The organism is Allofustis seminis DSM 15817 (assembly GCF_000374325.1).
In the GTDB taxonomy this organism is placed as follows: Bacteria; Bacillota; Bacilli; order Lactobacillales; family Carnobacteriaceae_A; genus Allofustis; species Allofustis seminis.
The window spans coordinates 1-13,665 of record NZ_KB894079.1; the positions used below are offsets into that span (position 1 = coordinate 1).

General features: G+C 34.7%; 13 protein-coding genes and 1 other RNA gene. 11 read left to right on the forward strand and 3 right to left on the reverse strand.

Annotated features, from left to right (window positions below):
• The 11 genes from C231_RS08635 to C231_RS0100055 form a co-directional block, all read left to right on the forward strand.
• Positions 1-579, forward strand: a 579-nt coding sequence (locus tag C231_RS08635; RefSeq protein ID WP_040407945.1) for a carboxypeptidase-like regulatory domain-containing protein, incomplete at its 5' end; no start/stop codon positions are given.
• A 319-nt stretch (positions 580-898) separates the two neighbouring features.
• Positions 899-2,338, forward strand: a complete 1,440-nt coding sequence (gene gndA, locus C231_RS0100010) for an NADP-dependent phosphogluconate dehydrogenase (RefSeq protein WP_018658599.1) — start codon at positions 899-901, stop codon at positions 2,336-2,338.
• A gap of 114 nt (positions 2,339-2,452) precedes the next feature.
• Entirely contained in the window at positions 2,453-3,142 is a 690-nt protein-coding gene (locus C231_RS0100015; RefSeq protein ID WP_018658600.1) for a response regulator transcription factor, read from the forward strand.
• Between the two features lie 89 nt (positions 3,143-3,231).
• Positions 3,232-4,638 (forward strand): HAMP domain-containing sensor histidine kinase, encoded by a 1,407-nt coding sequence (locus C231_RS0100020; RefSeq protein ID WP_169333929.1) that lies wholly within the window; start codon positions 3,232-3,234, stop codon positions 4,636-4,638.
• A gap of 340 nt (positions 4,639-4,978) precedes the next feature.
• Complete coding sequence (locus C231_RS0100025; RefSeq protein WP_018658602.1) at positions 4,979-5,446, forward strand: PTS sugar transporter subunit IIA; 468 nt, start codon at positions 4,979-4,981, stop codon at positions 5,444-5,446.
• The gene (locus C231_RS0100030; RefSeq protein WP_018658603.1) at positions 5,439-5,729 is read left to right on the forward strand and encodes a PTS sugar transporter subunit IIB; all 291 of its coding nucleotides are present in this window, start codon (positions 5,439-5,441) and stop codon (positions 5,727-5,729) included. The genes C231_RS0100025 and C231_RS0100030 overlap by 8 nt, the downstream gene beginning before the upstream one ends.
• A gap of 15 nt (positions 5,730-5,744) precedes the next feature.
• Complete coding sequence (locus C231_RS0100035) at positions 5,745-7,028, forward strand: PTS ascorbate transporter subunit IIC (RefSeq protein ID WP_018658604.1); 1,284 nt, start codon at positions 5,745-5,747, stop codon at positions 7,026-7,028.
• A gap of 62 nt (positions 7,029-7,090) precedes the next feature.
• Entirely contained in the window at positions 7,091-9,166 is a 2,076-nt protein-coding gene (locus C231_RS0100040) for a BglG family transcription antiterminator (RefSeq protein ID WP_018658605.1), read from the forward strand.
• Positions 9,166-10,050 (forward strand): dihydrodipicolinate synthase family protein, encoded by an 885-nt coding sequence (locus tag C231_RS0100045; RefSeq protein ID WP_018658606.1) that lies wholly within the window; start codon positions 9,166-9,168, stop codon positions 10,048-10,050. The genes C231_RS0100040 and C231_RS0100045 overlap by 1 nt, the downstream gene beginning before the upstream one ends.
• A gap of 13 nt (positions 10,051-10,063) precedes the next feature.
• Positions 10,064-10,696, forward strand: coding sequence for a beta/alpha barrel domain-containing protein (locus C231_RS0100050; RefSeq protein ID WP_018658607.1), 633 nt, complete (start codon positions 10,064-10,066; stop codon positions 10,694-10,696).
• 5 nt (positions 10,697-10,701) lie between these two features.
• Positions 10,702-11,301 (forward strand): KpsF/GutQ family sugar-phosphate isomerase, encoded by a 600-nt coding sequence (locus tag C231_RS0100055; RefSeq protein WP_018658608.1) that lies wholly within the window; start codon positions 10,702-10,704, stop codon positions 11,299-11,301.
• A 126-nt stretch (positions 11,302-11,427) separates the two neighbouring features.
• Here C231_RS0100055 and C231_RS0100060 read toward each other — a convergent pair whose 3' ends face one another.
• From C231_RS0100060 to C231_RS0100065, 3 genes are all read right to left on the reverse strand, one after another.
• Complete coding sequence (locus C231_RS0100060) at positions 11,428-11,946, reverse strand: universal stress protein (RefSeq protein ID WP_018658609.1); 519 nt, start codon at positions 11,944-11,946, stop codon at positions 11,428-11,430.
• Positions 11,947-12,028: 82 nt separating this feature from the next.
• Positions 12,029-12,214: non-coding RNA, 6S RNA (ssrS, locus tag C231_RS08365), on the reverse strand.
• 42 nt (positions 12,215-12,256) lie between these two features.
• Positions 12,257-13,531 (reverse strand): replication-associated recombination protein A, encoded by a 1,275-nt coding sequence (locus C231_RS0100065; RefSeq protein ID WP_018658610.1) that lies wholly within the window; start codon positions 13,529-13,531, stop codon positions 12,257-12,259.
• Positions 13,532-13,665 lie beyond the last annotated feature (134 nt).

Here is a 13,665-nt window from a genome sequence, read left to right on the forward strand (position 1 = left end):
GGTCGAGTCAAAGAAGAACAAACAGTAACCATTAATGAAAACTACATCTCTGGTGTTACATTCCGACTTCATAGTGATCCAATGGCACCAATTGTTAAACTACAATCTGCCACTGCAACAGTTATTGACCAAGATGGTACCGGACTAAAAGGTCAGACTGTAGAAGTTTATGATGCCGACGGCACTCATGTTGGAACAATTACAACAGATGAACGTGGACTAGGATATGTTCACAATCTACTTGTTGGCAAAGATTATACCTTTAAATTAATGCTTGGCGGTCAAGTCAAAGAAGAAAAAACAGTAACTATTAATGAAAACTATGTTTCTGGTGTTACATTCCGACTTCATAGTGAGCCGATGACACCTCTTGTGCCAGCAGAAGAAAAAGATGAAGGCAAAGTTGAAGAAAATAGCAACGGAGAAAACCAAAAGGGCGACACTAAAGAAGGCAAAGAAAAAGAAGACAAAAACAAATTGCCTAAAGCAGGTGCAGCCGTTGGTCTAGGTGCAGCTGTTGCCTATCTATTTTCTGGAATTGGTTTATATGGTGTAGCACATCGTAAAGAAGAACAATAAATATTAAAAAACGAAGCCTCTATAACTCTTGATAGGAGATTTAGTGGCTTCGTTTTCTTATGCTTTGATGACCTTTTTATATTAATCGTAAAAGTATTGGTGCTAAAAGTGAAATCACTAATAAAAAGATAACTACTTTAGCAAAAATTGATTGTTTCTTTTTCATATCTATCCCTCGCTTCTTATCAATTGGATTTTATCGAGTTGTAGAACAAAAGTCAAGAATGTCGTTCATGAATTAATGGTCATACCTTTAGCTTTTCATAAATTTTTGGTATGATATTTGCGTATATCAGCTTTGAAAAAAGGAGAGATCACCTTGAGTAAGCAACAAATTGGTGTAATTGGTATGGCCGTCATGGGCAAAAACCTTGCGTTAAATATTGAAAGTAGAGGTTATTCTGTTTCGATCTACAATCGTACAGCAAGTAAGACTGATGCAGTCATTCAAGAACATCCTGAGAAAAATTTACATGCACAATATTCGATCGAAGATTTTGTTCGCTCTTTAGAAAAGCCGCGACTTGTTTTTTTGATGGTTCAAGCGGGAGCAGGCACAGATGCAGTGATCGATCAAGTATTACCTTTTCTTGATGAAGGGGATGTTTTGATTGATGGGGGCAACACTTTTTATAAAGATACTGTAAGACGTAGCCAGTTACTTGAAGCATCAGGGATTAATTTTATAGGAACAGGAATTTCTGGTGGCGAAGAAGGGGCACTTTATGGTCCGTCAATCATGCCCGGAGGACAAAAAGAAGCTTATAACTTAGTTGCGCCTATCTTAGAACAGATTTCTGCCAAAGCGCCAACAGATGGTGCACCATGTGTTGCATATATTGGTCTTGATGGTGCGGGGCACTATGTTAAGATGGTACATAATGGTATTGAATATGGCGATATGCAATTAATTGCTGAAGCATATCATTTACTTCGCGTTTTTGTTGGACTTTCAAATGATGAAATTGCGGATATTTTTGAAGAGTGGAATCAAGGTGAATTAGCGAGCTATCTCATTGAAATTACGGCAGCCATCCTGCGTGTTCAAGATCCTAAAACTAAGCAGTCGTTGGTAGAAATTATTTTGGATCGTGCAGGAAATAAGGGAACTGGCAAATGGACCTCTCAAAGCGCACTTGATTTGGGAACACCGCTGCCTTTAATTACTGAAGCCGTTTTTTCACGCTTTATTTCTGCTTTAAAAGATGAACGCATAAAAGCAAGCCATCGATTACCACATCCTGAAACGGTAGATTTTTCTGGAAATAAAGAAGAATTCATTGAAGATTTAAGACGTGCACTTTATTTAAGCAAGATTATAAGCTATGCACAAGGATTTTCACAGCTTAAGATGGCTTCTTGCGAGTATCATTGGGCGCTGAATTTCGGCGAAATTGCACAAATTTGGCGTGCGGGCTGTATTATACGAGCACGCTTTTTACAAAATATTACAGATGCTTATACGAATAATCCGCAACTTGCTAATTTGTTATTGGATGATTATTTTAAAGATATTGTAAGAAAATATCAAAATTCAGTGCGAAAAGTGGTCATTCAGGCAATTGGTGCAGGTATTCCAACGCCGGCTTTCTCATCTAGCATTAATTATTATGACTCTTATCGCAGTGAAACATTGCCAGCCAATATCATCCAAGCACAACGGGATTATTTTGGTGCGCATACATATGAGCGAGTGGATGAGGAAGGAATATTCCATTACGATTGGTATGGTCATACTGGCGAAGAAAAATGGTCCTAATCAAAAAAGAGCTCAAATTATTTTGAGCTCTTTTAATTTTCTTTTCATTTTATGAAAAGCTATGATAATATAAAAGTGATACGAAAAATGAGAAAGCTGTGAGGGAGGCCTTACATGAATATTTTAATTATTGAGGACGAAAAAAATTTAGCGCGCTTTGTTGAATTGGAATTACGACATGAAGGATTTCAGACGGAGGTAAGCTATAATGGGCGCGATGGTCTAGAGAAGGCAACGGCACCTAATGCGTCTTGGGATTTAATTTTGTTGGATTTAATGCTGCCTGAACTTAATGGTTTAGAAGTGGCTAGACGTGTGCGCCAACAAAGTAATGTGCCTATTATTATGATGACTGCAAGAGATTCTATAATTGATCGAGTTTCTGGTTTCGATCATGGTGCGGACGATTATATTGTCAAGCCTTTTGCAATTGAAGAGTTACTTGCGCGGGTTCGTGCACTGATGCGTCGTATTGATATTGAGAAAAAAGAAACAACGGACTTGAAAAATATCCTTACCTATCGCGATCTTACAGTTGAAATCGATAATCAAATGGTTCGCCGTGGCGATGAGATTGTGGATCTAACCAAACGTGAATATGAACTTTTAATTAAGTTGATGGAAAATATTAATGTTGTAATGACTCGCGACAAACTTTTAGAAGATGTCTGGGGTCATGATTCTAAAATCGAAACGAATGTCGTGGATGTTTATGTGCGCTACTTAAGAAATAAATTAGACAAATCAGATGAGCCTAGCTATATCCAGACAGTACGTGGCACAGGATATGTGATGAGAGCATGAAAATATTAAAAGAAAAAATTCGCGAATTAAAAACCAATCATTCCATACGCCTCACTTGGGGGTTGATTTCCGGTGGGGCGTTTTTTCTTATGTATTTATTTTTTACATTATTATTAATTTATAATTTCAAAAAATGGACATTGCATAATGAAAAAGAAGAGCTGGTTGAGTTACAAGTACAAATTGTAAATAATTTAAAGCAAGAAGGCCGTCAATTAGATACTCAAAATATCCAAAAATATATAAATGCTACTCCCGAGTTGGGGTCTGAAGAAAAAGCCACAGAGAATAATCATATGGACAAGGGACTTTCCTATCCATTGAAAAATATCTCTATGTATCGTCAAGGATATATTGTAAGTATTTATAATGTTGAAATGCAAGAAATTTTTTCGACGCAACCTCACCAATATGCAGTGGACCGTTATCGAACAGATGAAGTGCGCGAAGTGTATGAAAATCGAAAATTGACCGCCTTTAATGATCTGATGCCCGTCTATTCAATCTTTGATGAAAAAGAGTTGATAGGCTATGTTCAAGTTGTGAATACGCTAGATCGTTATGAAGAAATGATTACGCACATCCATCTTTTGGCCCTTATTCTTAGCACGATTGTATTGCTTGTGAGTTTTGGTGCAGGGTTGTTGCTATCTAATAGTTTTATGCGACCAATTAATCGCTTAATCTCAGCCATGAAAGAAATTCAACGAAATCCAGAATCTGATATTCGATTGTATGAAGGAAAACAAGCAAATGAAATCGAAAAATTAGCCATGACATATAATGATATGGTTGATTTAATGCAGCGTAATATTGAAAATCAGCAGCAATTTGTAGAAGATGTCTCACATGAGTTACGGACGCCTATTTCTGTTGTTGAAGGATACCTAAATATGCTTAACCGCTGGGGAAAAGAAGACCCGAATATTTTGGAAGAAAGTATTACAGTGAGTTTGCAAGAGATTCATCGGATTAAGAGCATGGTCCAGGAAATGTTGAGCCTCTCACGTGCAGAGCAGATGATGGGACGATTTACAAATGATACAACATCATTGATTGAAGTCGTAAGACAAACACATGCCAATTTTGAAATGCTTTATCCAGATTTTTTATTTACACTGGACATCGATGCAAAGGAACCTGTCATTGGTCAAATTTCTCAAGGACATTTTGAGCAAATATTAATCATTTTACTTGAAAATGCTGTGAAATATTCAAAAGATCGATTGGAGATTCATATTTCTTTATCTACTGAAATACATTATGCAACCTTAGTAATTCAAGACTTTGGGATTGGTATTGGGGAGAAAGATTTATTAAATATCTTTAATCGATTTTATCGAGTGGACAAGGCAAGAAGCCGAGCAAGCGGCGGAACCGGTCTAGGACTGCCTATTGCAAAACAACTTATCGAAGGATATGGCGGAACAATTCAAGTAGACAGTGTCGTGGATTATGGCACCATTTTCAGAATAAGAATACCATTAGCAAAATAAAAAAGGTTTCTCATGATGAGAAACCTTTTTTTATTATGTTTTTTCTATCAAAAAGAGATTAATAATAAATATTATTTGATTGAAAATTAGAAATTTAAATAATAAATCAAAAAAGTCCCGACAAAATCACTAATGGTTTTGTCGGGGTTTTTAGTTAATCAAATATTCATAAGACATATAATTCTTACGTTCATTTAGCGCAACAATTAAGACATTATTATCATTTATTTAAAATGTAAAATAATTGTTGAAAGCACATACAAAAGATGGCTTCAATTGTTATTGTATTTAAAAAATGGGTCACCTACACTTTAATTAAAGTAAAGTGTTGGAGGTGTTTATGATAGAAACGTGGATTAATAAAGAGTTTATTACATTAAATTTAGATGTAAAAACCCCTCGAGAAGCAATCGAAATGGCAAGTGAACCTTTGGTGGTGGCTGGAAGAATTGAATTGGAATATATAAATGAAATGTTAATGAACTATAAAGAGGCAGGCCCTTATTTCGTATTGATGCCAAATGTAGCAATTCCTCATGCACAAGCTGAATCTTGGGTAAGACAAAACTCTATTGCTATTTCAAGATTGAAAACTCCGGTATATTTTGGGAATAAGGCCAATGATCCAGTGAAATATGTTTTTATATTGGCCGCTGTTAAAGGAGAAGATCATTTAAAAGCTCTTTCTTTTTTATCTATTTTATTAGATGACAAAAAGTTTTTTGAGAAGCTTGAAGATGCTAAAAATCCTGACGAAATAATTACATATATAGATTCAAAAAGAAAGGAAGCGTTAGAAAATGTATAAAGCTTTAGTTGCATGTCGTGCTGGAATGGGGTCAAGTGTGTTACTAAAAGTTAAAGTTGACCAAGTGATAAAAGAAAATAATTTAGATATTTTTACAGAACATGGAAACTTAGATTCGCTTATTGGATTTAATGGAGACTTATTAATTACTATGGAAGATTTGGCAAATGAGCTAAGCGATAAAGTGGATTATGTAATTGGCATAAAAAATATTATTGATAAAGAAGAAATTGAGAGAAAATTAGAGGACTTTTTAAAGTTTAAAAATGAAAAAGATAAATAGGATAGGGGGATTATTATGATAGATGCAATATTAGGACAAGTACGCAACACGGCGTTAATTGTAGGATTAATTTCTTTTATCGGATTAGTTTTACAAGGAAAGAAATCTGACGAAGTGATCAGTGGTACGGTAAAAACAATTGCTGGATTTATGATATTTAACATTGGATCAAGTGCGATGTCATCTGTAGTTTCAAATTTTTCGGCATTATTTAATGCTGGTTTTGGAATTTCGGGTGTAACGACTCAAGTAGAAGTAGCGACCGCGTTAGCGCTAAATAAATTCGGAACTGAAGTTGCCCTACTTTTTGTTTTGGGGTTTGTCTTTAATTTAACTTTTGCTAAATTTACTAGATTTAAAGCTATTTTTCTGACTGGTCAACATTTTTTATATTTCGCATGTGTTTTGGCTCTTGTATTTATTTCTCATGGATTTCCAACTTGGGCAACTATTTTATTTGGCGGTATTATGTTAGGTTTTTGTGGAGCGGCTCTTCCAACTTTAGCACAGCCTTTTATGAATAAAATAACTGGATCAAATGATATTGCGATGGGTCATTTTAATTTAATCGGCTATACATTATCTGGTTATATTGGAAAACTTGTTGGGAAAGCGACTAATGATTCACATGATCAAGAAAAAGATATTAATTTGCCTGGCTTCTTAAAATTATTTAGAGATTTTGTTTTTTCAGTTGCTGTCTTTATGGTGGTTTTATTCTATATTGCAGTAATCGCAGCTATGGTAAATGGACAAAGTGATCTGGTTGCCGAGATGTCTGGAAATGATATTTGGTTTATATGGCCACTTCTTCAAGGGCTACAATTTGCAGCAGGTATGTCAGTTTTAATTTATGGAGTAAGACAATTTATTGCTGAAATTACAATGGCATTTGTTGCAATATCCGAAAAATATATTCCAGATTCAAAACCAGCAGTTGACTGTCCAGCGATCTTCCCATATGCACCACATGCTGTTTTAATTGGTTTTGTAGGATCGCTATTGGGAGGATTTTTAGGAATGGCATTAATGGTGATGTTTAAGTCACCTGTTATATTAATTCCTGCTGCTGGTATTTGTTTCTTCTCTGGTGGAACGGCAGGAGTTTTTGGTCATGCTTATGGTGGATGGAAAGGTGCAGCTTTAGGTAGCTTTATTATAGGAATATTTTTAGTTGTACTTCCTTTAGCGCTATATCCGGCGTTCGCCCATTTAGGAATTGCAGAAGCTTCATTCCCTAATATTGACTATAACGTCATTGGTTCTTTACTCGATAAAATTTTGCAGTTATTCCAGTAAAGAGTTGTTAGAGAGAATCCTAGGATTCTCTCTGATATTTTATAGAAGGAGGGTAAGTTGTAGTGGATAAAGAAGTACTCGAATTAATTCGAATTCTTTCTGTCCAACATATTTTACAAGTTAAAGATGTAGAAAGAATGACCCAAGCTTCTCGTCGTCAAATCGATTATAGAATTGAAAAAATAAATCAGCTGCTTATTGACTATCACTTACCACCAATTTATATTCAAAATCAAATGATCATTGCTGATCCTGTAGTGAAAGAATTTTTATTGGAATATACGTTTAGTGATTTAAATCAATCTGAATATTATTTAAATCGTATAGAGCGACAACAGTATATTTTTATTTGGATGTATATAAATAGTGAATATTTATCTGTTCAGCATATTACGCAACAACTATCAGTTAGTAAAACAACTTTGATGAATGATATGAATGATCTCTCTGAATTATTAAAAAAAGAAGGGGTAGACATTCATTATAATCGTTCCTTAGGATACTATCTAAAAGGTTCTGAACATAAAAAACAAAAAATGATGGTTAAAATGGTTGCTAATATGGTAACTCATGATAACACTTCTCAAGTATTGCCAATGATTTTAAATGACTTTGATTTTATGAATTTCAATCTCGTAAAGAAAGTGTTTAATAATTTAGCCAAAAAACAAAATATTAATTTTGTTGAAACACGCTTAAAAGAATTTATATATATTTTTTTATTTGAATCTAAACGATTATCCAGTTCCACTCATAAATTAATTCAAAAACAATCTGAACATATCAATTTAACTCATGATTTAAAAGAATATTATTTTATTAAGCAATTGATCTCTTATTATCATTTGGAAAATATTTTTGGGGAAGAAGATATTGAATATTTAGTCTATTGGATTTTAGGCGTTTCGATAGGCGATATAAATGAAGAAACAGCGGATCGTGAAATGATTTATGAATTAGTATGCGAAATTGTTGCTAATTTTGAACGATTAAGCGGTACAGCAATTGTTGATTCCACTAGCCTTATTGAGCATATATACTCTCATTTTAGACCAGCATTTTATAGAATCACTAACGATATTCCAATCGATAATCCATTAACTATGAAAATTGTTAATAGATATGAAGGGTTGATTATGATTGTTAGGGAAATATTTAAATCTATACAACCTTTAAAACAATATCATGTTTCATTAGATGAGTTATCGCTTATGGCATTACATTTTTCGACAGTATTTTTACAAGATAACCAAATTAAGGATTTAAAGAAAATTCGTGCATTAATTGTTTGTTTGAATGGAATTGGGAGTTCGGTGATTTTATATAATGAATTAAGAACAATGTTTAGCGAATTTGAGTTTTATCCACCAATTTCAGCATATGACTTATCACAAATAAGTGGTGATTTTGATATTATTTTTACGACTAATATTGTTGAAGAAATGATTGATAGCGATAAGCCTGTTGTTAAAGTTTCTCCAGTAATGAGTGTATCTGAAAAGCGGTTTTTATATCGACAAGTTTATTCCGCATTAATTAATCATGAAATTTATAAAAAAGAAGACAATGTACAATCCATTCTTAAAAAGAATCATATAGATGATGCTTTGACAGATAAATTAACTTATGAATTGACACAATATTTTACTCATAAAATTGAAGGTAAACTTGTATTTGACTTTCCTGGCCAATTAAAACTAGAAGAGATGGTATATCCACATTATATTTTGCTTAAACTTGAAGCTAGTCATGATGAGGATGCAATTAAAAAAATTGGTCAGGTTCTTTTAGATGATTGTGTAATTGATAGAGAATATATTGAAGCAATGATAAAACGCCAGAGATCGCATCCTAATTATTTTGTTATTGCACTAGGCGTTGCTTTCCCTCATGCACAGCCTTTTCATGGAGTACATAAAGATGCTTTAGTAATTTGTACATTAGCTAAGCCCGTTACTTTTGGAGAAGAAAAAGTAAGCAAAATTTTTATGCTGGCAGCTACTAACAATAATTCTCATCTAAATGCTATGGGGGAATTGCTTGATTTAATTAATAATGAAGAATTTATGAGCACGCTTGATGACACTGAAGATATTAGCGATATTTATCGTTTCATCATAAACAAGGAGGGTCATTGATGTTTTCAGGAATTATTACACCTATATTGAGCTCATTTCATCGTGATACAGAGAGAACCTTAAATTTAGATGCAATGGAGCCACTGATAGATTATTTGTTAGACAATGGTGTGCGTACGCTTTTTGCGCTCGGCAGCAATGGCGAATTTTTTACAATGAACGATCATGAAAAATTACAATTCGTAAAACATATATTAAATTATGTTGATGGAAGAGTTCCAATTATTGTAGGGACTTCTTCTTGTCAGCGTAATGAGGTCTTAAAATTATCTAAAAAGGTTCAAGCATTAGGGGCCGCTGCTGTATCTATACTGCCACCATATTTTATAAGACCGACGGACGATGAGATTATTAGTTATTATATTGATATTGCTGATCAACTTGAAATACCGATCATTATGTATAATATTCCAAAGAATGTAGGTTATTCAATTAGTAATGAAGTCTTAGATGAATGCTTGAAACACAACAATATAATAGGTATTAAAGATAGTAGTGGCAATAGAGATGTTATTGTAGATTTCACAAAAATTTGTCATGAAAATCAAAAGTCATACTGGTGCGGAAGTGATGGAAACATATCTTTTTCGTATCAACATGGAGCCGTCGGAGCAATTTCAGGATTAAGCAATGTTATTCCTCAAACGATTGTTAGCTTATGGGATGCACTGGAAAAAGAAGATTTTGGCAGAGCAGAAGGATTACAGCAGATGATAGAAGAAATAAGAACAGTTAATCATTTGAATACTGTGCCATCTATTTTAAAAAGAGCGATTGAATTAGCAAATATCTCTAAATTAGGACCTGCTCGCCATCCTGTGGAAGACATCGCAGGAAAATATGATGATCGTATCATTAAAATGCTGAGATATTATAATTTATAGAAAGGGAAAAGATATGAAAAAGCATGAAATTTTTGACAAAATGCTATCGTATAAAGCACTTGCTATTTTAAGAGTAGATTCTATAAAGAGAGCAGATGAGGTGGCTGATGCCTTAATACGTGCTGAATTACCCGTTTTGGAGATTAGTTATACCAATTTGGATGCAGGTCAAAGTATTAATTATTTAAAATCAAAATATAAAAATAATATTATTTGCGGAGCAGGCACTGTATTAGATGAGCAAGCAGCTTTCGATGCGACTAAAAATGGAGCAGATTTTATTATAGCTCCAAATTATAATGAAAAAGTAGCTTTAGTTTGCAATCGGTATCAAATTCCTTATGGGCCTGGTTGTACGTCACTTTCAGAAGCTGTTGAAGCTTTAACATATGGTGCCTCTTTTATAAAAGCATTTCCAATCTCTAATTTTTATGGCGCGAAGCTAGTGCCGGTTTTTAAAACACCCTTTCCTAAGTTGTTGCTGATGGCTAGTGGTGGGATTAATTTAGATAATTTAGAACATTGGCTATCGGCTGGGGTGGATCTTGTTGCTTTCGGGAGTTTATTGTCTGAAGGATCGGGCGAAGATATTTACCAACATGCTAAAATGATTAAATCAATTATCCATAAAAACACAGAAGGATGATCGAGATGAGTTACAACGAGGAAATAAGAAAAGTTATTAGTATAGAAATCAATGGTTTACAAAATTTAGAAAAAAATATTAATGGTACTTATGGACAATTAGTCGAAATGATCTTAAATATGAAAGGGAAACTTATCATTACTGGCGTGGGAAAGTCGGGTTTAATTGCTAAGAAAATTTCGGCAACTTTTTCTTCTATTGGTACGCCATGTTTTTATATGCATAGCACTGAAGGACTTCATGGGGATCTGGGAATGATCGAAAAAGGGGATATAGTTATCGCAATTTCAAATAGTGGGGAAACATCTGAAGTGTTAGCTTTAATGCCATCTATTCAAAAAATTGGAGCTTGTTTAGTGAGTATGACATCTAATTCACAATCAACACTCGCGAAGTTATCAGAACTTGCATTAGTATATCAATATGATCAAGAGGCCGATCATTTGAATTTAGCACCTACAACAAGCGCAATCATTTGCTTAGCTATTGGAGATGCTGTGGCATGTACTGTTAGTAAATGTCGCAACTTTACTGCTGAGGAATTTCATACATTTCATCCAGGGGGTAGTTTAGGCAACTTATTAGAACAAAATCTTTTAAAATAATTACTTATATCTGATAAAGTGTAAGAAAATTTCAATTTTATTAAATCTTTTGAATGATGAATTTAGTTATTAATGTTTAATGATTTGTGAAAATAAAAAAGGTTTCTCATCATGAGAAACCTTTTTTTATTTTGTGTCTTTTCCTTCTTCTGCTGAGTGTTTAAGATTTGATGATGATTTACGTACGATTAGTACATCGCAAATGGCATGTCGGATGACGCTTTCAGAGACAGAGCCGATAAATAATCGCTCGACTGCACTCAATCCAGTAGCTCCCATAATAATTAAATCAATGCCATATTCTTTTGGTAATTTTTTTGCGATAACTTTTTCAGGGTTACCATATTCTATTAAGATTTGGCAATCATAGATTCCATATTTCTCGGCCAACTTTTTATATTCATTTAAAGTAATTTTTACGGCTTGCAGTGGATCTTCTTGTGCGCTTTTTGGCATCGAAATTTGATTGTCGTAGTGGGCATAGGAAGGGTCCGTATGTGTAAAGGAACGCTCATCAATGACGTGAGCAATAAAAAGTGTTCCGCGATTTTGAACGGTTAACAGGGCCGCTTTTTGAAAAGCAACACGCGAAGCCTTTGATCCATCTACGGCGACTAGTATATTTTTATATTCTTCTCGTAACATTTGTATTCTCCTTAATAAACATGACCGGCATCACTTGCACAAAATAAGACCACTTTACAAACAGCAAAGTGGTCCAAAGTATGTAAAATCCGAGATGCCGTTTGTTTGCATGGTAAGGTTGAACCCGCTATAAGCAGGTGGGCTTCACTGCACTATTTTTTGACTTCCAAATGAAAAGGCTTGTCAGCCAATAGCACTTTAGAATCCCGTTATTAAATTATTCGATCGGTCAACGCAGTAATATGCATCGCGTACACCTCAGATATTTTCTAATAAAATAATATCAGATATTAAAAGCGGTGTCAAAATTTTAGAGGGGATCTTGTGGTCGGAATTTGTTTAATTGTTGAGCCAGCGCTGTTTCAAACTTACTATTTAGCTTTGGTTGATAATATTTTTTCCCGATGAGCGGATCGGGTAAGTATTGTTGTTTGACCCATGCTTTTTCAAAATTGTGTGGATATTGATAATCGAGACCGCGCTTTAATTTTTTTGCGCCCGCATAATGTGCATCTTTTAAATGGGAAGGAATGTCACCATATCCTCCTTTTTTTATATCCGCGATGGCTTGGTCAATGGCACGATAAGCGGTATTTGATTTTTCGGATAAACATAATTCAATAACAGCATTTGCTAGTGGAATTCTTGCTTCTGGAAATCCTAAGCGTTCAGCGGCTTGGATCGCAGCTGTAGCACGCGCAGCACCTGCGGGATTTGCAAGGCCAATATCTTCATAGGCTGTGACCATTAGACGTCTGGCAATAATTTTCAAATCGCCTGCAACGATTAATCGTCCTAAATAATGAAGGGCTGCATCAACATCACTTCCGCGAATTGATTTTTGAAGTGCGGAAATGGTGTCATAGTGGGCATCGCCTCCCTTATCGTGGGTTAGGCTTTGGCGTTGTAAGCACTCCTCCGCAATGTTTAAGGTGATATGAATGGTACCTTCTTCATTTTTTTCGGTGGACATGACTGCAAGTTCCAATGCATTTAATGCACTACGAACATCGCCATTTGTCGCGCGTGTAAAATGTAACATGGCTTCTTTATCTATGTTGATGGAATATTGGCCGAGTCCATTTATTTTATCCTTTAAAGCGCGATTCAGTGCTTTTTCGATGGCTTGGGATGTGAGTGGCATAAGTTCAAAAATTTGGCAACGGCTTCTAATAGCAGGATGAATTGAGAGATAAGGATTCTCTGTAGTTGCACCAATTAAAATAATTTGACCGCTTTCTAAATGTGGCAACAAAAAATCTTGTTTGGGCTGGTCAAGACGATGGATCTCATCTAAAAGCAGAATAACACTGCCGCTCATTTTGGCTTCTTCTGCAACAATTTGTAAATCCTTTTTAGTGTGAACAGCAGCATTTAAAGAGCGAAAAGCATATTGTGTAGATCCAGCAATTGCACTTGCAATGCTTGTCTTGCCAATTCCTGGAGGGCCATATAAAACCATGGATGATAAGCGCTTGGCTTCAACCATTCGCCAAATAATTTTTCCATGACCGATTAAATGTTCTTGACCGACCACATCATCAATGGAAGTCGGACGCATTCGATAAGCTAATGGCTGATTCATAATAACTCCTTCTTTTTTATTTATTATAGCTAAAATCGACATGAAATTCATTGGGAGTGTTTATTAAGGAAATCGACGAAAGAAACGGAATTTTTAGGGAATTTCTATTCTTATGTTAAAATATGAATGAAAAT

Coding starts and splice junctions, on each gene's coding strand:
- C231_RS0100035 (WP_018658604.1), top strand. CDS start 5,745: ATGATAGATGCAATATTAGGACAAGTACGCAACACGGCGTTAATTGTA.
- C231_RS0100050 (WP_018658607.1), top strand. CDS start 10,064: ATGAAAAAGCATGAAATTTTTGACAAAATGCTATCGTATAAAGCACTT.
- C231_RS0100015 (WP_018658600.1), top strand. CDS start 2,453: ATGAATATTTTAATTATTGAGGACGAAAAAAATTTAGCGCGCTTTGTT.
- C231_RS0100025 (WP_018658602.1), top strand. CDS start 4,979: ATGATAGAAACGTGGATTAATAAAGAGTTTATTACATTAAATTTAGAT.
- C231_RS0100060 (WP_018658609.1), bottom strand. CDS start 11,946: ATGTTACGAGAAGAATATAAAAATATACTAGTCGCCGTAGATGGATCA.
- C231_RS0100065 (WP_018658610.1), bottom strand. CDS start 13,531: ATGAATCAGCCATTAGCTTATCGAATGCGTCCGACTTCCATTGATGAT.
- C231_RS0100030 (WP_018658603.1), top strand. CDS start 5,439: ATGTATAAAGCTTTAGTTGCATGTCGTGCTGGAATGGGGTCAAGTGTG.
- C231_RS0100020 (WP_169333929.1), top strand. CDS start 3,232: ATGTATTTATTTTTTACATTATTATTAATTTATAATTTCAAAAAATGG.
- C231_RS0100045 (WP_018658606.1), top strand. CDS start 9,166: ATGTTTTCAGGAATTATTACACCTATATTGAGCTCATTTCATCGTGAT.
- C231_RS0100055 (WP_018658608.1), top strand. CDS start 10,702: ATGAGTTACAACGAGGAAATAAGAAAAGTTATTAGTATAGAAATCAAT.